An 18,666-nucleotide genomic window follows, 5' to 3' on the forward strand; every position below is an offset into this window, starting at 1 on the left:
TTGCGCAACAACGAGATTTAACTCCTATCGCGGGGGAAAACTTTGGATTTTTCTGCTCAGGACAGTGGTGCGGTTCCTCTGCCGTAGGCATAGCACCATCAACATCGGGAAATAAGGTTATCGTAGAAGGATGAATCGGACATCCCCTTTTTCAAATCGACCGCTCATCGGCGTTACCACCCGCAACCGCAATGACGAGGGAGACTTTGTAGCGCCAGGCCGTTATGTGGATGCCATTCGTGCTGCCGGAGGGATCCCTGTTCTTTTTCCCCCAGGCGAAAGCGAACCCCAGGTTTTGCTGTCTTGGGTGGATGGCCTGGTGTTGACCGGTGGCGGCGACCTCTGCCCCAGCACCTATGGAGAGGATCCGCAACATCCCCAGGTGCGCTATGTGAACGCGGAGCGGGATCGATTTGAGGTGGCCTTGGCTCAGGCCGTGCTGGCCCAGGGGATCCCTGTTTTAGGCATTTGCCGGGGGATGCAATTGTTAAATGTGGTCAGTGGCGGCAAGCTGATCCCCCATGTGCCTGATGTGTACGACGAGCTGGATCACTTCAACCCCGCTGATCGCAAGCCCATTCGCCACAATGTCAGCCTGATCCGCTCCACACGGCTACACCAAATCGTCGGCGCAGAAGAAATCTCTGTGGTCTCTTGGCACCATCAGGCCATCCGCGATGTGCCCTCAGGTTGGCGTTTGGCTGCCCGTTCTCGAGATGAGCTGATCGAGGCCATTGAACACGAAACCCACCCCTGGGCTGTTGCCGTGCAGTGGCACCCCGAGTTCACCTTTGAAGAAGCCGAGCACTTCCGTCTGTTTCAAGCCTTTGTGCAGGCAGCACTGCGTTTTTCCCCGCGCCTAGCTGGCCTGCTGCCCAACCCTGAGCCCGTACCCCAAGTCGCCTGAGGAAGGTTCCCGGCCAGAGGACAGTCCTGCCGTTGGAGAATCATCCAACAGTTATCCCGTCAGTTATCCCGTGCTAACTTCTAGGCGGTGCCCCCTTGTCAAGAAGCGCCGTTGTCGCTACGCGACGCTAACGCGAACGCGGTAGCGGGACGGAGTCCTTTCCCGTCAGGATGCCGTGGGCATATGAACAGGGAGCGACCGCTGGAGAGGGTTGTCTCTCTAGGGCTGGCTTTTGCCAGCTCAGCTCTTTTGGGTGCCTGCGGCGAGTGGAACTCTTCCCGAGCAGACCGGGTCAGTTGCCTAGCGATGCCTTTGTGCGCCTTTACGATGCCATCGGCAATGAACTCTGGAGCCACCAGTTTAGAACCCCTGACCAAGAAAACTGGGTTGCAAGCCCTGCCCTTAAGGGCGGCTTTTACTTCATCGCTACGTGACGCTTTCGCGGACGCCTGCGGCGGCGCAGAGCGCTATAGTCTGTCTTAGTTGGGGCACCGGTGAAAGTAAGTGTATCGCGTCCGCAGGCTCAAGTTAGGAACTTCCCCACAGTTGCACCAGTTGGCTTTGGCAGCAGGCCAGCTGTATTCCCAAACCCTCGTTTCCTTTTGGCGGGTAGTCCGTAAAAAAGGTTTGTGGTTGAAACCCGCAAGCTTAATGCGCTGGTTCCCCAACAGCCCAGAAAATGAGCTCCATGCCCACAGTGCTGACGCCGCAGTGCAGAGCTTCTGTGCTGCCCTGAAATCCTGGCGCAGCCGCCGCAACAGCGACCCCACCGCCAAGCCCCCCAAAAGACGGCGGCGCTACTTCAAGGTCATCTGGAAGTCCTCTGCCATTAGGGTTCGGGGTGGGAAGTTAGTTCTTTCCAACGGCAAGACCAACCCGCCTGTGGTCATTTCTTGGGCGTGGGAGACTCCAGTCTAAGTAGAAATCGGCTGGGACGGCAAGCAGTACGAGCTGCGGGCCTGCTACGACCCCAGCAAACGGCAGGCGGAGAGGAAAGAAGAGGAAACACCAAAGGCCGGGGAAGTGGCAGGGGTGGATTTGGGAGAAGTGCATCTGGCCGTTGCCCACGATGGGAAGGAAACTTTCATAGCCAACGGGCGGTTGCTGCGTTCCCAAAGGCGTTACCAGAACAAGCTGAAGGGCAAGCTCTCCAGGCTAATGGCTCGCAAGAAGAGAGACTCACGGCGGTGGAAGCGGTTAGTTCGTTCTAAGCAGCGTCAGTTAGCTAGGCTGGCAAAGCAGATGGCGGACATTCTCCACAAGCAGACGACCAGGTTGGTCTCCACGCTCCAAGCAAGAGGCGTGCAGACGGTTGTGATTGGGGACATCCGGGATATCCGGCGGTCGGCCCAGTACAACAAGGTAGCCAACCAGAAAATCCACCAAATGCTGTCGGGACAGGTGCGGCGGATGCTCACCTACAAGGCAGAGCAGTTGGGGATGCGGGTGGTGTTGCAAGAGGAGCGGTACACCTCGCAGAAGTGCCCGCGCTGCAACATGCTCCACAAGCCCAGTGGTAGGGAGTATCATTGCCGAGCCTGTGGCTTTAGGTTTCACCGCGACGGTGTGGGTGCAGTGAATTTGAGACGGAAGTATCTGGGGCAGTTCGATGTCCCAGTAGTTGGGGTGATGGCATCCCCCATTGGGTTGAGGTATTGGCCTCACGCCCAATGTAGCCCGGCAAGTGAAAGTCGTTTCACAAACCGGGAAAGAATCCCTCGCCTTTAGGCGGGAGAGAATGTCAATGGATCGGTTCTCTTGCTTCGGATAGAAGGGGAAATCTTTGGGTGGCGGGGGTAACTTGGGGAGCCTTTCCTGACCAACCCCGATCGCGTCAGCGGGACGGAGTCCTTGCGGGCATGAAAGATGTCTTTGTACTCAAATACGCTCGTTAGGCTGAGGCTTTGCCAGGGCGGGATCCCTCTGCGGCAGCTCAACACCCCAGTAGCCAGCAGAAAGCTGCCCCATGCTAGGCTCTAGGCGGTGCTGCCCTAGTCGGCAAGGGGGGACTTGAAGGATATGAAAAAAAGGGTGGGCAGGGTAGTTTTCGCAAGTGCTTTAACTTTTTTTGCCAGTTCAATTCTTCTGAGAGCCTACGGTTCGCATTCAATCGAGTGGGCTCGCCAGTTCGGAACTCCTGCGAATGAGGTGGCTGACTCTATTGCTGTCGATCGCGCCAGCGGTGCGGAGCACTTTCGCGCCAGCGGTGCGGAGCACTTTCGCGCCAGCGGTGCGGAGCACTTTCGCGCCAGCGGTGCGGAGCACTTTGGACAGGGCAATGCTTGGGTAGCGGGAACCACTACGGGAGCCCTTCCTGACCAGTTGAGCGCTGGGAGCTGGGGTGCTTCTGTGCTTCAAGTACAGTCGCTAAGCCTGAGCTTCCTTCCCTTGGGAGAGCGGCCATGCACCGAATAGCTGCTTTGCCAGGGGGATGGGATCCTTCCCAATCCGGCGTCATTTTCTTGGAGCAGGATCCCGCTCCCATCGTTATCCTTTCGGCAGCCGATACGGATCTCACGGCCTTGAGCGCAGCCCTGCGCCTGTTGCCCGGCGATTTTCCGGCGGTGCGGGCGGCCAATTTGTTGCAGTTGCAACAGCCCCTAAGCCTGGATGACTATGCCGAGAGGGTGCTGCGGCGGGCGCAGGTGGTGCTCCTTCGCCTGTTGGGGGGAAGGGCCTACTGGAGCTATGGCCTGGAGGTAGCCAAGCAGGTGGCCGCCGAGGAGGGATCCACCCTGATCGTCATTCCTGGGGACGATCGCCCCGACTGGGATTTGGTGAGCCATTCCACTGTGCCCCTGGCGGTGGCGGATCGGGTGTGGCGGTACTGGCTGGAGGGGGGAGCGGAGAATGTGGCTGCCTGTCTGCTGTTGCTGGCTGGGGAGTTCCTAGGGGGCCAATATTCGGCGCCGGATCCTCAAGTGCTGCCTCGTCTAGGGATCTATCAACCCCCCATAGCTCCGCTGGCGGATCCCCAAGCTCCCAAGGTGGGGATTTTACTCTACCGGGCCCATGTTCTGGCGGGGAATACAGAGCCGGTGGATCAATTGGCAAAAGCCTTGGTGGAGCGGGGGCTGCAGCCTCTGTGCCTTTACACCTACAGCCTTCAAGATCCCGACTTGCCCCAGGCCATTCGGGATCACTTTGGCGGCCAGATTGACCTGTTGCTCAACACCACCAGTTTTTCGCTGGCGCGGTTGGACAGCCACCAGCCCGATGTAAGCCTGTGGCAGGAATTGGATGTGCCCGTTTTGCAGGTAATCCTTAGCAGCGGATCCCGCCAGAGCTGGGAGAACTCCACGCGGGGATTGGGGGCGCGGGATCTGGCCATGAATGTGGCTTTGCCGGAGGTGGATGGGCGCATCATCAGCCGCGCCATTTCCTTCAAAGCGGTTCAACAGCGGGATCCCCACTTGCAAACGGAGGTGGTGGCCTACGTGGCTGTGCCGGATCGGGTGGAGTTTGTAGCCGATTTGGCGGCCAACTGGGTGAAATTGCGGCGTACCCCCCCTTCCCAGCGGCGACTGGCTTTGATCCTGGCCAACTACCCCAGTCGGGACGGGCGACTGGCCAATGGGGTGGGTCTGGATACCCCTGCCAGTTGTGTGGAAATTCTCAAAGCTTTGGCGGGAGCTGGCTACTCAGTAGATCCCCTGCCCCAGACTGGAGATGAACTCATCCATTGGCTAACCGAAGGCCAGACCTACGACCCCTTGGGATCCCTGCGCCCGGCTCGGCAATGCCTTTCTGCTGCCCTTTATCGAGAGTGGTTTGCCCGCTTGCCTGAGCCCATCCAGACCGACCTCGTCCGGCAGTGGGGGGATCCGCCCTCTCGAGATATTCCCGTGGTGGGACTGCAGTTAGGGCAGGTGTTTGTAGGCATTCAGCCCCCGCGAGGCTATGACCGGGATCCGTCCTTGAACTACCATGCCCCGGATCTGGTGCCCCCCCATGAGTACCTGGCTTTTTACCTGTGGCTGCGGCAGGTCTTCGCCGTTCAAGCGGTGGTGCATGTGGGCAAGCACGGCAACTTGGAATGGCTGCCTGGCAAGGGATCCGCCCTTTCCGCCACCTGCTACCCGGAGGTTGCTCTGGGGCCAATGCCCCACTTCTACCCCTTCATCGTCAACGACCCAGGAGAGGGATCCCAGGCCAAGCGGCGAGCCCAGGCAGTGATTATCGACCACCTCACCCCGCCCCTTACCCGCGCCGAGCTGTACGGCCCCCTGGCGGACTTGGAACGGTTGATGGATGAGTACGTGCAGGCCCAACAGATGGATCCAGGCCGCTGCCCGCTGATTCGCGCCCAGATTCAGGAGCTGGTTCGAGCCGAGCATCTAGACCAGCAGTTCAACTTGGAAAAAGAAGAAGATTGGAATCGCCTGGATGGCTATCTTTGCGAGCTAAAAGAATCCCAGATTCGCGATGGGCTGCACATCTTTGGTCGAATCCCTGCCGGTGAGCAGCTTGTTGATCTGGTGGTAGCCCTGGCCCGCTACCCTGGCCACGGGCAACTGGGGATTACTCAGGCCATTGCCCGCGATTGGGGATGGGACTGGGATCCCTTGACCGCCGATCTAACGGATCCCTGGCCAGACAAACCGCCAGCCCAGTAGCTATTCCAGTTTCAAATACGGTTTGCCCTAGCTCCCCTCTCCCTCTGAGAGAGAGGTCGGCGGTGAGAGATTCAAAAGGAGTTGATTGGGATCCCCTCTCAACTCCTCCTGAGCTACCACTTGAACAAAAATTGAAGCAACCTAGAGAGACGGCTGGATCCTGGTGCTGCGCTTCAAAACAAGCTCAACTGAGAATCCCTTGCCCAGCACCGGGAAGCCTCAGCAGGCGTTTCAATAGCGAGATTGAAAACTCCGCCGCCGCTCGCCGCCACTGTTCGCGTTACCAGAGCGGAAACCTGAGGTGGGGCGTTCTTCTCGCGGGCGAGCTTTGTTCACCTTGAGGTCGCGCCCCATCCATTCCGCCCCATCCAGCGCAGCAATGGCAGCCTGCTCCTCTGCTTCAGAGCTCATTTCCACAAACCCGAAGCCCCGAATGCGGCCTGTCTCACGGTCAGTGGGGATCTGCACCCGCTTCACAGAACCGTACTCAGCAAAAACAGCGGTCAAATCCGCTTCTGTCACCTTAAAGGAAAGGTTGCCAACATAAATCGACATAGACGATCTCCGAAAGAGAGAGTAACAAAGGGTGAGATGTTCGGAGAGCCGTCTGCCAATACAAAACGTGAAAATCCGTCAAGACTAGAAGAAACGAGCACTACAACCGACAACGATCTCGTCCCCTATCCTAACACAGAAGTAGGGGCTCGCCACCCCGATTTTTCCAAATCCTGGGAAGATTGCCTTCATCACCCCGCCGCTCTGCCTGCGCTGATGCCATCTCAGCCCAGCTTCTCCAGCCTGGATCCCAGTAACCTCATCTGGGCTTCCAGCTCCGCCAGTTGCTCCTGACTGGCTTGCACCACTTCAGGGTTGGCCCGGTTGAGAAAATTGGGGTTCTCTAGGCGAGCGCGGATCCCTTGGGCCTCTTTTTCCAGCTTGGCCAGGTCTTTTTGCAGCTTGGCCCGCAGCGCTTCCACATCCACCAGTCCTGCCAAGGGCATCAGCACCTGCACCGTGCCCACCACTGCAGCCGCCACCTGTTTGGGCTCCGTGGCCAGGGATCCCGTAATCTCCAAAGCCTCGGCCTTAACCAGATCCCAGATATAAGCTTGGGCAGCCGTCAGGATCCGCTGCTCGGCGGGATCGGTAGTGAGCAAAAGGGCCCTGATGGTCTGATGGGGCTTGAGGCCGGTTTCTGCCCGCAGGTTGCGCAGGCTGGTAATGGTTTGGATCACCAAGCCAAACTCCCGCTCCAGTTGAGGGTCAATCCAACTGGGATCCGGGGTGGGATAGGGCTGCACAGAGATGGAAGTGGTTTGATTGACCTGGGTGAGAAGCTGCCAGATCTCCTCGGTGATGTGGGGCATCCAGGGGTGCAGCAGTTTGAGAATGGTTTCCAAAACGGTGGCCAGCACCTGCTGCGCTGCGCGTTTGGAAGCCAGGTCTTCTCCCCGCAGCCGGGGCTTGACCAGCTCGATGTACCAGTCGCAAAAGTCATCCCAAATGAGAGAGTAGAGCAGGCGCGCCCCCTCGCCCAGGCCATAGGCTTCCAGCTCGGCGATGACTTGGGTGGCTGTGGAGTGCAGCCGCGACAGGATCCAGCGATCGGCCAGCTCCAGCGCTTCAGGAACAGGGGATCCCAGTTGGGCAGGGGTTTGTCCCTGCAAGTTCATCAGCACAAAGCGGGAGGCGTTCCAGATCTTGTTGGCAAAGTTGCGGGCAGCTTCTACGCTGGCGCTCTCACCGGTCTTGCGGTCATAGGCCAGGCGGATATCCTGCCCTGCCCCCACCACCTCTTTGACCAGGGCATAGCGCAGGGCGTCGGTGCCGTATTTGTCCAGCAGCTCCAGGGGATCGATGCCATTTCCCTTGGTTTTGGACATTTTCGCCCCGTGCTCATCCCGCACCAGGCCATTGATGTACACATCTTTGAAGGGGATCTGGCCGGTAAATTGGGATCCCATCATGGCCATGCGGGCCACCCAGAAGAAAATGATGTCAAAGCCCGTGGACATCAGGGAGTTGGGATAGTAGCGTTTGAAGTCCTCGGTTTCTTCTGGCCAGCCCAGGGTTGAAAAGGGCCACAGAGCAGAGCTAAACCAGGTATCCAGCACATCGGGATCCTGTTCCACCCGCTCAACTTCTGGGCCAAACTTTTCCCGTGCCTTGAGCAGCGCTTCCTCGCCGTTGCGGGCCACCACAAAAGCTTGGGGATCCTCGAGAAGCTGGCCATTGAGGACTGGATACCAAGCTGGGATCTGATGGCCCCACCACAACTGCCGAGAAATGCACCAGGGGCGCAGCTTTTCCAGCCAGCCCGTGTAGACTTTGGTCCAGCGCTCAGGGATAAAGCGGGGGCTATTTCGTTGGTATTCCTCTTCCAAACAGCGAGCCCCCATCCCCGAGACATCGCAAAACCACTGAATGGAAAGCAAAGGCTCGATGGGCACGCCGCCGCGGTCGCTGTGGGGAACGGTGTGGGTGTAGTCCTCCACCTTCTCCAGCAGGCCATGTTCGGCAAACCACTGCACCACCTTTTCTCGGGCCACAAAGCGATCTAGGCCGGTGAAAGGATCCCCGTTTTCGTTGAGGGTGCCGTCTTTATTGAGGATGTTGATGAAGGGCAATTGGTGCCGTTTGCCGATTTCAAAGTCGTTGGGGTCGTGGGCCGGGGTAATTTTCACACACCCGGAGCCAAAGGAGGGATCCACATACTCATCCGCAATGATGGGGATGAGGCGATTTTTAATGGGCAGGCGAATGAACTGGCCGATGAGATGGCAATAGCGCTCGTCTTGGGGGTTCACCGCCACCGCCGTATCCCCCAGCATGGTCTCGGGCCGAGTGGTGGCCACCACCAGATACTGGCTGGGATCCTCGGCCAAGGGATAGCGAAAATGCCACAGGTGGCCCTTGACCTCTTTGTCGTCTAGCTCAATGTCTGACACCGCCGACTGGGTGGCCGGGCACCAGTTCACCAAATACTCGCCCCGGTAAATCAACCCCGCCTCGTATAGCCGCACAAACGCCTCGGTTACCGCCCGGCTCAGCCCCTCGTCGAGGGTAAAGCGATCCCGCGTCCAGTCCAGCGAGAGACCCAGCCGCCGCAATTGGCTCTTGATAGCTCCCTGCGACTGCTCCTTCCAAGCCCAAGCTCGCTCCAGAAAAGCCTCTCGGCCCAGATCGAAGCGGGTCTTGCCCTCTTGGCGCAGTTGGTTTTCCAGGATGGTGTGCACGGCGATGCTGGCATGGTCTGTGCCGGGCAGCCAGAGCACGTTGTAGCCGCGCATGCGCTTGTAGCGCGTCACCACATCCGGCAGGGTAAAGGCAAAAGCATGGCCCATGTGCAGGTTGCCCGTCACATTGGGCGGGGGCAGCACCATGCTAAAGGCCTCTCCCGGCGCCTTGGGATCCGCCACGTAAAAGCCCTTCTCCTCCCAAAAGCGCTGCCACTTCGGCTCGGTCTCGAAGGGGTTGTACTGGCTGGGCAGGTTGGCGAGGGAAGGTGCAGCAGTCATGCGGGGGCTGGGTTGCTCAAAGGACTACCCTAACTAGGTTAGCAAGCTTACTCCCAGCCGTCGGGTTTTCTTTTGGGGGGGTGGGCTTTGCTGGGGATCTCTCTTGACCTTGTAGTTAGCTACAGGGTTTAGGCTAAGAGAGCTTCTGGAGAGAGGGTAGAGAACCCGGCATGTCTGAGCTGCTGCGGGTGGGTCAGGTAGCCGAGAAGTTGGGCATCAGCCCCCAAACCCTCTACTTCTACGAGCGCCTGGGGCTCATCCCCAAGCCCCGTAGGACAGAGGGGGGCTACCGCCTCTACGGAGAAGCTGAGCTGGAGCGGCTAGCTTTCATTGCCCGCGCTAAGGCTTTGGGACTTACCCTGGCCGAGATCAAAGAATTGCTCCTGCTTCAGGAGAACGGGCAAGCCCTGCCCTGTTGGCAGGTGTACGTAAAGCTAACTGAAAAACTAAGACAAATCGACAAGTCAATCGCCCATCTACAGGAACTCAGAGGGGAGTTATCGACACTCATTGAAAAGTGTCAACAAAAATTTTCTGAGCAGGAGAAAAGTTCCTCTTGCGCTATCTTTCAACAGCAACAGCTTAATAACCCATGACAAGAGAACCCTTTTTCCCATTTTCTGCTAAAGCTTGGCAGCCCTTGTGTCCAAAGAGCGGGGAGCAAGGGATCCCGATTCAACTGATTACGCTGAAGAGCCTTCTGTCTTGTCAGGCTTTGGAGCAACTTAATGCTAACGCCAGCTATGCGTTTTGTCGGGATCCCCTTTGCCCCGTCGTCTATTTTTCTGAGGAAGGTCAAAGCTTTGGGGTTGACGACCTCAAGGTTCCCGTCTTTCAAAAAGAAAGTGGCGAGAAAGAAAGTGGCGAGGACGTGCCTGTCTGCTACTGTTTTGGATGGACGCGCCGGCGCATTTGGCAAGAGCTCCAGGGATCCAAAACGCCCCAGGCTATCCTCGAGGGGATTGCCGACCACATCAAAGCCAGGGGCTGTGGCTGTCAGGTGAACAACCCGCAGGGATTTTGCTGTCTGGAAAACGTCAGACAAGTCATCTTGGAGATGCGGCAAAGGAAGGCTGAGGAACAAAACCCGATTATTGGCTGAAATAGGCGTTGAGCCATTCCAGACATTCCATAAAGTAAAACACCAGCGGCCCGGTAAAGACGTAGCTATCGCCCCGATCCAAAATGCCGCCGTGGCCGGGAATGAGATCCCCGGAGTCTTTTACTCCCGCATCTCGTTTCATGAGGGACTCGGTGAGATCCCCCAGCAGGCTAGTTAACCCAATCAAAAACCCCAGCACGCTGCCGCTCAGCCAGCTCCAGGGCCAGCTCAGAGCGTGGGCTCCGGCCACGGCCAGGGTCATGCTGGCGGCAATCCCGGCTACCGCCCCTTCCACCGTCTTTTTCGGGCTGAGGATGGAGAGCTTGGTGCGCCCAAAGGCCCGACCACACAGGTAGGCCCCTACATCTGCGGCGATCACGCAGCCAATGGCCAGCAGCGTAATCCATAGCCCTTCGCCCAGCCCTTGCGCAAAAGACAAGGCCCTGACCCGAATCCAGAAGCTGGGCAGCAACGCACAGTAGAACAACCCCAAAATCGAGGTGGCAATATCGGCAATGGTGGCCACCTTGGGCTTAAAGAGCAAATAAAAACAGATGATCGATCCCGCCACGATAAAGGCAGGGCTGGTCCACTCCGGCCTCACCTGCTGCAAAATCACCAGCACCTGGCTGGAAAACATGGTGGTGCGCATGGCCGGCGCATTGCCTTTGGCTTGCACCAAGCGAAAAAACTCCAACTGGGCCAAAAAAATGATCAGCCCAATGGCTGCAGTAAAATACCAGCCCCCTAGCAGGGTGACCGCCAACGCAAACAACACCGCCGCAAAACCGCTAACCCAACGGGCTCCCATGGGCGCACCCCGTCACGTTGGCTGGCCAAATACCTCTTGCCCCCGGCTCCAGCAGATCGACGTCCAAGCCGAGAGCAGAAGAAACCCCCCCTCTGGTGTTCAAGATTCGCGTTTGCGGGACGGAGTCCTGATGCGGCTGCTGCAATGGAAACGCCTCTTGCCCTAGCCTTTCAGTTTAACTCCCTTGGCCTCGAAACAACCGCTTTCGGCCCTGCAGGATGGGATTTCCAGGTAAGGTGGCAGACAGACTGGAGCATGAGATAATGGGCAAACCGCAAAGCTCACTGCTGACCGCCTAAGATACCTCTGATTCGTTGCACCGCAGCATGGTTCAAGAACTCACTTCGCGCTCCACGACTGCTCGCATTTCTGCCGAAGAGGCTCGTCTTCTCTATGAAGACATGGTGCTGGGCCGCCTGTTTGAAGACAAGTGCGCCGAAATGTACTACAAGGGCAAGATGTTCGGCTTTGTGCATCTGTACAACGGCCAGGAGGCCGTCTCTACGGGGGTGATCAAGGCGCTCAAGCCCACCGACTACGTGTGCAGCACCTACCGCGATCATGTGCATGCCCTCAGCACCGGGATCCCGCCGCGGGCGGTCATGGCAGAGTTGTTCGGCAAGGCCACCGGCTGCAGCAAGGGTCGGGGTGGTTCCATGCACCTCTTCTCGGCGGAGCACAATTTCTTGGGGGGCTATGCCTTTGTGGCCGAAGGGATCCCAGTGGCGACGGGGGCTGCTTTTTCTGCCAAATACCGGGGCACTGACCAGGTAACCGCCTGCTTCTTTGGGGATGGAGCCTGCAACAACGGCCAGTTTTACGAGTGCCTCAACATGGCCGCCCTCTGGAAGTTGCCCATCGTCTATGTGGTGGAAAATAACTTCTGGGCTATTGGCATGGCCCATGAACGCGCCACTTCCGACACCGATATTTACCGCAAAGGCCCGGCTTTTGGCATGCCCGGCTACCAGGTGGATGGGATGGATGTGCTAGCAGTGCGAGAGGCCGCCCAACAGGCCATCGCCCGCGCCCGTGCCGGAGAAGGCCCCACCTTGCTGGAGTGCATCACCTATCGTTTCCGGGGCCATTCTCTGGCCGACCCTGACGAGCTGCGCAGTCCTGAGGAAAAAGAGTTCTGGCGGCAGCGGGATCCCATCAAGCAACTGGAACGCTATGCCCTGGAGCACAACCTAATGACCGAGGCAGACTTCCAAGCCATCCACGCGGAGGTCAGCGCCGTGATTGAGGACGCGGTTCTTTTTGCTCTGGAAAGCCCAGAGCCAACCCTGGACGAGCTGCACCGTTTTGTCTTTGCCGAAGACGAGTAGATCCTGGCCACTTCCCCAGTAGCGGGGGAGTCGCTTGCCGGGGGATCCCCACAAGGTTCTCTGGCCAACTCGGGTGGCCCATCCACCTGGCGGAGTGCTGTCCTGCTGGATCCCTCGAGGCTCCTCGAGGATCGGCATCAGAGAAACTTTCTCGAGATCTGCGCGATGGCGCAGATTTTTTTGTAAATATCGCTTCCCATTTGTTTACACAGCTTCATATCATTGAGATATCGAGCATGAGTATTTATTCCCGGTCATGAGCAATTCTCTTGAGTTTCCCTGGCTGTCGGTGCTGGTGCTCTTGCCTCTGCTGGCAGCCTTCGGGATCCCCTTGATCCCCCAGAGCCGTTGGGTGCGTTGGTATGCCCTCGCTGTGGGGGCTTTTGATTTGGGCCTGATGGCCTATGTCTTTGCGCGGCACTATGACCTGCAGGACTTTTCTCTGCAACTGGCGGAGCGCTACGCCTGGGTGCCCCAAATTGGGTTCCACTGGTCGCTGGCGGTGGACGGCCTGTCCTTGCCGCTGGTGTTGCTGTCGGGTTTGATCACGACCCTGTCGATTGTGGCGGCTTGGAATCTCTCCCACAAGCCGCGTTTGTTTTTCTTCCTGCTGCTGCTGATGTACGGCGCCCAGGTGGGCGTATTTCTGGCGCAGGACATGCTTCTATTCTTCCTGATGTGGGAGATCGAGCTGGTGCCGGTCTATCTGCTCATCTCCATCTGGGGTGGGCCGAAGCGCCAGTACGCCGCCACCAAGTTCATCCTCTACACCGCCGCCGCCTCCATTTTTATCTTGGTGGGATCCCTGGCAATGGCCTTCTATGGCGAGGGCTTTAGCCTGGAGATGGCAGAGCTGAGCGCTAAGTCTTACCCGGTGGCCTTGGAGCTGTTGGCCTATGCGGCTTTGCTGATCGCCTTTGGGGTGAAGCTGCCGATTTTCCCGCTGCACACCTGGCTGCCGGATGCCCACAGCGAAGCCTCTGCTCCCATTTCCATGATCTTGGCGGGGGTTCTGCTCAAGATGGGGGGCTATGGCCTGATCCGCATGAATGTGGGCATGTTGTCGGAAGCCCACGTGTACTTCGCCCCGGTGCTGGCGGTGTTGGGTGTGGTGAACATCATTTACGGGGCGTTGGCGGCCTTTGGTCAGAACCATCTCAAGCGGCGCTTGGCCTATTCGTCCATTGCCCACATGGGCTTTGTGTTGATCGGGATCTCCGCCTTCACGGAGCTGGGCATCAATGGGGCAGTGCTGCAGATGATCTCCCACGGTCTGATCGCTGCAGTTTTGTTCTTCCTGACGGGGATCACCTACGAGCGCACCCACACCCTTGCCCTCGACAAGTTGGGAGGGTTGGCCAAGCAGATGCCGAAGGCTTTTGCCCTGTTTACAGCGGGATCCCTGGCCTCTCTGGCGCTGCCGGGGATGAGCGGATTTGTGGGTGAGCTGACGGTGTTCTTGGGCTTGACCACCAGCGATGCCTATGCGCCGACCTTCAAAGCTGGAATTGCCCTGCTGGCGGCAGTGGGTATCATTTTGACGCCCATTTACTTGCTCTCCATGCTGCGTCAGGTGTTCTACGGGGCTCAGGATCCCGGCCTAGTTTTGGAAGATTACCTGGGGGATATGCGCCCGCGGGAAATGGCGGTGGCCCTCTGTCTGCTGTTGCCGATTCTCGGCATTGGCTTCTACCCGCGCCTGGCTACCCAAACCTACGATGTCACGACGGTGGCGGTAGCTGCCCAGTTGCGCAGTGTGTTGGCAACTGAGATTGTGCAGCGGCCTTTCTTCCCCTTGCCAGTGCAATCGGCTCAGGTGGCGGCTTTGCCTCTGGAGGATTAAAGGGGGGTCGAGACTCGGTTCTTCTTTATCTCTATTCCTTACTCTGTCCAGAAGAGCTGGTGTTCGAGGTGCAACCCGACTCAACTTTCAGCTCTTCTTTTGTTTTTTTTAAGTTTTAAGATTGGATTTAGGATCCGGGATGTTCCTGGGCTGGGATTTTCGTGCAGCCGATTGTTCTTGTGCCGTCCATCCTATCGGTGATCGGTGTGGATAGAGTTTTGTTCCATCAGGTTTAGCTGCACCACCAACCACCAGAGGGTTACATCGGAATAGGTTGCCCGGCGCTTGAGCCGAGAAATGGAGTGTACTGGGTTTTGGCTGTCGATCATCCACTCAGAAGCGATGATTTGGCCGCGTTGCTGAGCATTCATTGTTTCTCCCTCCGCTCGCCAACTGCTCAATACTTAGAATGGCTAATATTTAGGATGGCGAATTTGCGCGGGAGCGTGTGAAAAAATATATTACGCAGGGATCCCCAGAGTCGGCTAACTTTCTTAGCAATGAGGATCTCATAGGCCGTTGAGTTGCCGATTTGCCGTCCGGGGATCGGACAAAACGTTGCAAAAGGGGCAAAATGTTGGGCAAGGGGATGCCCCTATCTTCACAAGTCTTAAAACCTGGAAAAATTCCATTTTCTCCTGACTCCTCTGTCTCCCTCCGTCGGCCTTTGCAGCAGCAACCCTTGAGAAGTCTGAGATCCCGATGAGAGCCCCCCAGCCTGCCTCTGCTTTTGGAGAAGTGGTGGAGGCCGACACCACAACCTTTGTGGCCCAGTGCTTCGAGCCGGAACGCCTGACCTTCCCGCCCATGCCTGCTCTCGGCAGTTGGACGCGCTCCCAAGACGAAGAGACCGGCAACCTGATCTATGGCGTGGTTTGCTATGCCGCCATCGCCCCCATCGACACCGTCCATCGCGCCAGGGCTTTGGGCCTCTCCCCTCAGGAGCTGCGGGAGCAACAGCCCCAGATTTTTGCCATGTTGCGCACCGATTTTCGCGCGGCCATTGTCGGCTTTGTCAGCGGGGGACGGGTCTATCAGTACTTGCCGCCACGCCCTCCCCAGATTCACCAGCCGGTTTATCTCTGCTCCGATACGGAAGTGAGGGAGTTCTGCCGCTCTTTCGAGTTTTTGCGCACCCTGCTACGGGTCAACGGGATCCCAACCGATGAGCTGGTGGCTGCCGTGATTCGCCAAACTTACCGAATCCTGAACCGGGATCGCAACTGGCTTCTACAGGCAGGTCGGCAGTTGAGCTGTCTGTTGCGGGGTGATTATGAGCATCTCAGCGCAATTTTACGAAAGATTGAAGCCTAAGCGAAGAAATATTGAGAATGGCCTTGGATCCCTCTGGAATCGAGTCGGGGGGTGATAATCTGAGGCCGTTTCCTAATGAAGTTTATTCCTTTTGTATCCTCTTTCTGCTGTAAAAATGTTTAACAAATTCAATCCTTCTGACAAACCCTCCAAAGGCAATTGGGCAGGTCGCACCTTTTCCGCTGCTACGGGCGCTTCGGTGGCAGCCGGCGTTTGCATTGCCCACGGTCAACCGGCTCATGTGTCACTGTTGGTGGCTTGTTGTGCGACGGTGTTTACCCTCGTTTTGGATGAAATGGGCTGGATCTAGGCTCGGTTTCAACTTCAGCTTTGGTTTTGCTGCATAAGAAGCCGCTCTAAAGCAGAGGCCAACCAATAGGGATCCCTGGCCCTCTGGGTTTGCTGCTTGCGTGAAAGGATCCCTTTGCTGGGTTGGCAACATGCAGCCTTACTTTACCCTGCTTCGCGGGCTGCCCGCACCAACAATCCTGCTGTGATCAGCCCTGCCAGAATAGAGCTACCCCCATGGCTGAACAAAGGCAGGGGCACACCTGTGGTGGGCAGAACCCCGGTGACCACGCCGATGTTCATCAGTGACTGACCCACCAAAAACATCAGGCAGCCGCAGGCTACTAAGCGAATGGTCAACTCCCGACAGCGCCCCATCACCCGCCAGCCCAGCAGAGTGTAGAAGGTCAGCAACCCCAGAAAGAACAGGGATCCGGCCAAGCCAAACTCTTCTGCATACACCGAGAAGATAAAGTCGGTGTATTGGATGGGCAGGTAGAACAGCTTTTGCTGGGAGAGGCCATATCCCTTGCCCCACAGGCCGCCAGAGCCAATGGCCAACAGACTTTGCACCAGCTGGTAGCCATCCCCTTGGGCGTTACTCCAGGGATCCAAAAAGGCCAAGATGCGCCGCCGTTGGTAATCTTTGCTGAGAATGCTCACCACAGCCGCCAGAATCCCCAGCCCCGCTGTGGCCAAAAGGGTGAAAGCTGGGATCCCGGCAGTCCAAGCCATGACCCAGAGGGTGAGGCCGCAGATGGCCGTGGTGCCCAGGTTGGGCTGGGCGAGGATCCCCAAGAGCGCAAAGGCGAAGATAACCACCCAGAGGATGCGGAACCAGGGAGGATGGTGAAACCAGCGGCCAAAGATCCAGGATCCCTGCAACACCAACAGGGGCTTGAGCAATTCCGAGGGCTGGATAACAGGGATCACCTTCAAATCCAGCCAGCGGCTGGCTTCCAGGCGGGAAACCCCCAACCCCGGCACCTGGGTGGCCCACACCAAGCCAACTCCCAGCAAGCAGAGGATCCCGGCCCAGGGGAACCAGCGCCGCAATGGGATCCGCACCAGAACCCAGAAGCAACCCAGACCCAGCCCGGCCCAGAGCAATTGCCGCTTGAAAAAGTAGAGGCCATCGCCAGTGATCCGCTGAGCCACCGGGTAGGAAGCGGAAAACAGCATCATCAGCCCCAGCACCAGCCAGATCAAGGTGAGCCAGCGCAGCCAGCGAGCTTCAGCATTCCAGGGATCCCTGGAGGGCTTGGCAGCAGGCTCGGAAATGGTTGCCACGGTGTTCAAAGCTGGAGTACTGGTCAAAACTGGCACAGGCGGGGGACAGCAAAATGGTGATGGGCTGAGCGGGCTTCCCCAAGCTCTGAGCTTGACGGGAAAGGGAACAAGCCGCTGCAAAGGCTCTTTCCACCGCTACATCTAGGGTTGGCACCAGCTCAACGTCAGTATAGTGGATCCCCTGGAGGGCCTCTGCCAGCACTGGGGCAGACTCCCCCATCAGCACCACGCGGGCCACCTTGGCCCGAATCAACTGCAGCCAGGCACTGGGATCCCCCTGCTTGGCCCTTCCCCCGGCAATCAGAATAATGGGTGGGGAGAGGGCGTTGAGTGCCACCCAGCCGGCTTCGTAGTTGGTGGCCTTGCTGTCGTTGACAAAGCGGATGGGGGTGGCTCCCACCTGGATTTGCGCCACCCGCTCCAGCCGATGGGGCATGCCGGCAAAAGATCGGATGGCTTTTTGAATGGCAGCGTTGGGGAGCCCAGCTAGACGTGCTGCTGCTGCCGCCAAGAGCAGGTTTTGCAGGTTGTGTTGGCCAGGGCAGCGTTCTGCAAAGTCCTCCAGCTCCGCCACCATCTCCCCCTGGATGTAGAGGCGGTTTTCCCGCAGGTCAAGGGTTGCGGTGGGATCCCGGTCACAACAGCCTTGGGTAGCAACAAGGGAAGTCCAATAGGTATTTTCCCAGTCCTGCCGGCGGCAGCACAGGTAGGGATCCTCGCCGTTGAGCACCCGCCACTGGGCCCGATCCAAAAGGCGAGCCTTAAAGCTGGCATAGCGCTCCAGCGTCCCATGCCGTTCTAGGTGATCGGGAGTGAAGGTGGTCCACACCCCAATGCGCGGCGGGCCTCCAGGAGTACTGCTCATGAGGCGGCTGCTGGCTTCCAACTGATAGCTGCTCAGCTCCGCCACGATCCAATCCGGCTTGAGCTTTCCCTGGAGCGTTGCCAAAGCCACTTGCGACAGGGGCAGGCCAATGTTGCCGCAGGGGATCCCTTGCAGCCCCGCCGCCTTGAACATCTCCGCCACCAGAGCTGTGGTGGTGCTTTTGCCGTTGGTGCCGGTGATCCCCACCCAGGGTAGGTGGTCAAGATAGATCCAGGCCAGCTCCGCCTCCCCCACCACCGGGATCCCCTGTTGACGCACCGCCTGCAGCAGCGGGTGATCCCAAGCAATGCCTGGACTGACCACCACCTGCTTCACCCCTTCGGCCAGTTGAAAAGGCTGCCCCAGCCGAACCGGGATCCCTTCTTGATTGAGCTCAGCCTGCCGCTGTCTGAGAAGAGGGGAATCTTGCTCATCCCAAACCAGCACTTCATAGCCCTGGGCCCGCAACAGTCGCGCTGCCGCCAGCCCCGCAATGCCTAACCCCAAAACTTGATGTTGCACGTTGGTTTCTACTTCGTTTCTTTATTTGGGGATCCCTGCTTGGATCTTACCGGTCACGTCCTTGACCCGCATGTTTTTGTTCGACACTCCCCTTGCTTATGGGGGTAACCAGTTGGTGGAGTGGATGGAGTTTTCCTAGCCGCCTGGATGGCTAACTTGGGAATAGGCTGGAGCATGACTCTAGTCAATAATAAGCTCAACTATACTGAAAATAATGTATAATATGTTCAGTACGGATTACTACCAGTTGATCTTTCTGTTT

Annotated in this window: 17 protein-coding genes; 11 read left to right on the forward strand and 6 right to left on the reverse strand. The window is 58.0% G+C overall.

What is annotated here, in order from left to right; genetic code table 11:
* Positions 1-130: 130 nt before the first annotated feature.
* From ACVWYY_RS07470 to cobN, 5 genes are all read left to right on the forward strand, one after another.
* Positions 131-907: a gamma-glutamyl-gamma-aminobutyrate hydrolase family protein gene (locus tag ACVWYY_RS07470; protein WP_414389413.1), complete on the forward strand. Its 777-nt coding sequence runs from the start codon at positions 131-133 to the stop codon at positions 905-907.
* A gap of 633 nt (positions 908-1,540) precedes the next feature.
* Positions 1,541-1,825 carry a hypothetical protein gene (locus tag ACVWYY_RS07475; protein ID WP_457440074.1) on the forward strand — a complete coding sequence of 95 codons (285 nt, stop codon included), beginning with the start codon at positions 1,541-1,543 and terminating at the stop codon, positions 1,823-1,825.
* 33 nt (positions 1,826-1,858) lie between these two features.
* Positions 1,859-2,635, forward strand: a complete 777-nt coding sequence (locus tag ACVWYY_RS07480; protein ID WP_457388284.1) for an RNA-guided endonuclease InsQ/TnpB family protein — start codon at positions 1,859-1,861, stop codon at positions 2,633-2,635.
* 420 nt (positions 2,636-3,055) lie between these two features.
* Positions 3,056-3,322 carry a hypothetical protein gene (locus tag ACVWYY_RS07485; RefSeq protein WP_414374432.1) on the forward strand — a complete coding sequence of 89 codons (267 nt, stop codon included), beginning with the start codon at positions 3,056-3,058 and terminating at the stop codon, positions 3,320-3,322.
* Positions 3,310-5,523: a cobaltochelatase subunit CobN gene (gene cobN / locus ACVWYY_RS07490; RefSeq protein WP_457403227.1), complete on the forward strand. Its 2,214-nt coding sequence runs from the start codon at positions 3,310-3,312 to the stop codon at positions 5,521-5,523. Before ACVWYY_RS07485 ends, cobN begins: the two co-directional genes overlap by 13 nt.
* Before the next feature lie 231 nt (positions 5,524-5,754).
* Here the strand turns inward: cobN and ACVWYY_RS07495 are convergent, their stop codons facing one another.
* Entirely contained in the window at positions 5,755-6,078 is a 324-nt protein-coding gene (locus ACVWYY_RS07495) for an RNA recognition motif domain-containing protein (protein WP_011431969.1), read from the reverse strand.
* A 224-nt stretch (positions 6,079-6,302) separates the two neighbouring features.
* Complete coding sequence (locus ACVWYY_RS07500) at positions 6,303-9,041, reverse strand: valine--tRNA ligase (protein WP_457440076.1); 2,739 nt, start codon at positions 9,039-9,041, stop codon at positions 6,303-6,305.
* Between the two features lie 170 nt (positions 9,042-9,211).
* Between ACVWYY_RS07500 and ACVWYY_RS07505 the strand changes: the two genes are divergently transcribed.
* Positions 9,212-9,637 (forward strand): heavy metal-responsive transcriptional regulator, encoded by a 426-nt coding sequence (locus ACVWYY_RS07505; RefSeq protein ID WP_414401614.1) that lies wholly within the window; start codon positions 9,212-9,214, stop codon positions 9,635-9,637.
* Positions 9,634-10,143: a putative iron-sulfur cluster-binding metallochaperone gene (locus tag ACVWYY_RS07510; protein ID WP_457440078.1), complete on the forward strand. Its 510-nt coding sequence runs from the start codon at positions 9,634-9,636 to the stop codon at positions 10,141-10,143. Before ACVWYY_RS07505 ends, ACVWYY_RS07510 begins: the two co-directional genes overlap by 4 nt.
* Here ACVWYY_RS07510 and ACVWYY_RS07515 read toward each other — a convergent pair.
* On the reverse strand, positions 10,133-10,954 hold the full coding sequence (locus ACVWYY_RS07515) for a phosphatidate cytidylyltransferase (protein WP_457403230.1): 822 nt from the start codon (positions 10,952-10,954) through the stop codon (positions 10,133-10,135). The two genes, ACVWYY_RS07510 and ACVWYY_RS07515, sit on opposite strands and share 11 nt — an antisense overlap.
* 326 nt (positions 10,955-11,280) lie before the next feature.
* On the opposite strand from ACVWYY_RS07515, the gene pdhA reads away from it, so the two are divergent.
* Positions 11,281-12,282, forward strand: coding sequence for a pyruvate dehydrogenase (acetyl-transferring) E1 component subunit alpha (pdhA, locus tag ACVWYY_RS07520; RefSeq protein ID WP_414329458.1), 1,002 nt, complete (start codon positions 11,281-11,283; stop codon positions 12,280-12,282).
* Between the two features lie 256 nt (positions 12,283-12,538).
* Positions 12,539-14,125: an NAD(P)H-quinone oxidoreductase subunit 4 gene (locus tag ACVWYY_RS07525; RefSeq protein WP_457403231.1), complete on the forward strand. Its 1,587-nt coding sequence runs from the start codon at positions 12,539-12,541 to the stop codon at positions 14,123-14,125.
* Positions 14,126-14,316: 191 nt separating this feature from the next.
* On the opposite strand, the gene ACVWYY_RS07530 is transcribed toward ACVWYY_RS07525, so the two are convergent.
* Positions 14,317-14,496 (reverse strand): hypothetical protein, encoded by a 180-nt coding sequence (locus tag ACVWYY_RS07530; protein WP_011431964.1) that lies wholly within the window; start codon positions 14,494-14,496, stop codon positions 14,317-14,319.
* Between the two features lie 331 nt (positions 14,497-14,827).
* Between ACVWYY_RS07530 and ACVWYY_RS07535 the strand changes: the two genes are divergently transcribed.
* A complete protein-coding gene (locus ACVWYY_RS07535) occupies positions 14,828-15,439 on the forward strand; it encodes a hypothetical protein (protein WP_414343849.1) in 612 nt (203 codons plus the stop codon).
* A 115-nt stretch (positions 15,440-15,554) separates the two neighbouring features.
* Positions 15,555-15,749, forward strand: coding sequence for a hypothetical protein (locus tag ACVWYY_RS07540; protein ID WP_457403232.1), 195 nt, complete (start codon positions 15,555-15,557; stop codon positions 15,747-15,749).
* A gap of 143 nt (positions 15,750-15,892) precedes the next feature.
* Here the strand turns inward: ACVWYY_RS07540 and ACVWYY_RS07545 are convergent, their stop codons facing one another.
* Together ACVWYY_RS07545 and murD are read right to left on the reverse strand one after the other, a co-directional pair.
* Positions 15,893-17,017, reverse strand: a complete 1,125-nt coding sequence (locus ACVWYY_RS07545; protein ID WP_457403233.1) for an FtsW/RodA/SpoVE family cell cycle protein — start codon at positions 17,015-17,017, stop codon at positions 15,893-15,895.
* Complete coding sequence (gene murD / locus ACVWYY_RS07550) at positions 16,962-18,404, reverse strand: UDP-N-acetylmuramoyl-L-alanine--D-glutamate ligase (RefSeq protein ID WP_457440080.1); 1,443 nt, start codon at positions 18,402-18,404, stop codon at positions 16,962-16,964. Before murD ends, ACVWYY_RS07545 begins: the two co-directional genes overlap by 56 nt.
* Between the last annotated feature and the right edge of the window lie 262 nt (positions 18,405-18,666).

The organism is Thermostichus sp. MS-CIW-34, from assembly GCF_054060435.1.

Coding starts and splice junctions, on each gene's coding strand:
- ACVWYY_RS07500 (WP_457440076.1), bottom strand. CDS start 9,041: ATGACTGCTGCACCTTCCCTCGCCAACCTGCCCAGCCAGTACAACCCC.
- ACVWYY_RS07540 (WP_457403232.1), top strand. CDS start 15,555: ATGTTTAACAAATTCAATCCTTCTGACAAACCCTCCAAAGGCAATTGG.
- ACVWYY_RS07510 (WP_457440078.1), top strand. CDS start 9,634: ATGACAAGAGAACCCTTTTTCCCATTTTCTGCTAAAGCTTGGCAGCCC.
- ACVWYY_RS07530 (WP_011431964.1), bottom strand. CDS start 14,496: ATGAATGCTCAGCAACGCGGCCAAATCATCGCTTCTGAGTGGATGATC.
- ACVWYY_RS07525 (WP_457403231.1), top strand. CDS start 12,539: ATGAGCAATTCTCTTGAGTTTCCCTGGCTGTCGGTGCTGGTGCTCTTG.
- ACVWYY_RS07470 (WP_414389413.1), top strand. CDS start 131: ATGAATCGGACATCCCCTTTTTCAAATCGACCGCTCATCGGCGTTACC.
- pdhA (WP_414329458.1), top strand. CDS start 11,281: ATGGTTCAAGAACTCACTTCGCGCTCCACGACTGCTCGCATTTCTGCC.
- ACVWYY_RS07505 (WP_414401614.1), top strand. CDS start 9,212: ATGTCTGAGCTGCTGCGGGTGGGTCAGGTAGCCGAGAAGTTGGGCATC.
- ACVWYY_RS07515 (WP_457403230.1), bottom strand. CDS start 10,954: ATGGGAGCCCGTTGGGTTAGCGGTTTTGCGGCGGTGTTGTTTGCGTTG.
- cobN (WP_457403227.1), top strand. CDS start 3,310: ATGCACCGAATAGCTGCTTTGCCAGGGGGATGGGATCCTTCCCAATCC.
- ACVWYY_RS07535 (WP_414343849.1), top strand. CDS start 14,828: ATGAGAGCCCCCCAGCCTGCCTCTGCTTTTGGAGAAGTGGTGGAGGCC.
- ACVWYY_RS07495 (WP_011431969.1), bottom strand. CDS start 6,078: ATGTCGATTTATGTTGGCAACCTTTCCTTTAAGGTGACAGAAGCGGAT.